Source organism: Pilimelia columellifera subsp. columellifera, from assembly GCF_039532605.1.
In the GTDB taxonomy this organism is placed as follows: Bacteria; Actinomycetota; Actinomycetes; order Mycobacteriales; family Micromonosporaceae; genus Pilimelia; species Pilimelia columellifera.
Genome location: NZ_BAAARY010000070.1, coordinates 1 through 1,117, shown reverse-complemented (window position 1 = coordinate 1,117; position 1,117 = coordinate 1). Strand labels below are relative to the sequence as shown.

The 1,117-nt window shown below is 64.9% G+C and carries 1 pseudogene; it reads left to right on the top strand.

The window, feature by feature from the left end:
* Positions 1-583: 583 nt before the first annotated feature.
* Positions 584-1,117 (top strand): annotated as a pseudogene (locus ABD287_RS18355) (hypothetical protein); the annotation flags it as partial.

Sequence of the window (1,117 nt, the reverse complement as noted above, 5' to 3'; positions counted from 1 at the left end):
CGCATTCGTTGCTGCTGCATGCGCTGTCATCTGCTACCGCCGCGCCGTCCGCCTCGACCTGTTGACCAGCAACAACCCCAACTGACACACGGTCTAAGCCATCCGCGGGTCATCACCGGCGTCCAGACGGAACTGGCCAATGAAACCCATCGGCGTCCCGAGCGATGCCGACAGCGGCCACTATGGTGTCCGCAACCACACCGGCGGCCCGCCTAACTTCGTTACCGGCATACCGGCCGCTTCGCTAGCCAACTCAAACCGAACAAGACGACGCACGTGAGAACTCCCTGAACCGCAACGGCGTACCCGACCACCACCGGCAGCCACAGGTAGCATTGAAACCAAAGACTAGGAATCGGGCCGACACCCCTTGGAACGCTCGGCCCGCGGGACTGGCTCCAACGCACAGGTCGAAGGGCCGCTGGACGCCGGGGAACTACATGGGGTCGGTTCGTTGGCTCCACCGCGTGCCGCGCTACATTGGTGATCTTCACGTGAACGTCGGCGTGCGACACCCAGCGCCTTTGCGTGGCAGGCCAGACACCACACCAAGCGGCGTGGCACACCACCTTTGAGGGACACCATGGACTCCTACACCATCACCATCACACCCAACGACGACAGCGGGAACAGCACCACCGTGACCGTCGACACCTCCACCGGCCAAGCCCGGATCACCAACGTGCGCTTCCAATCCCCCGACGGCCTCACCGCCGCGCAAATGCCAAGCATGGACATCGGACTACTACTACAAGCCATCACCACCCCCACCACAGCGCTGCGAAGGCCGCAAGCGCCCGCGCACGGCAAAACCCCACCCACCGACACCAAAGACGCTGCGGCAACCGCTGCCACAACCGCCACCGCCGAACCCGCCAACATCAACACCACAACGCCGGCGGCGGCGAAGCTGGTGAAGGGCGCCGACCCCCACCCCACCGCGGCCAAGACAGCCAAGGACCCCGCCGCGCAACACCAGACCCCAACATCGGCAAAGGCACGCCCCAACCAACCAACGCCGAAGAAGACGACCCGCAAGAAGGCAACAACAGCCACCAAAACCAGGGCTGGGGCTGGGGCTGGGCGGGTTTACCGGAAGATGCCCGCCGACCTCGCC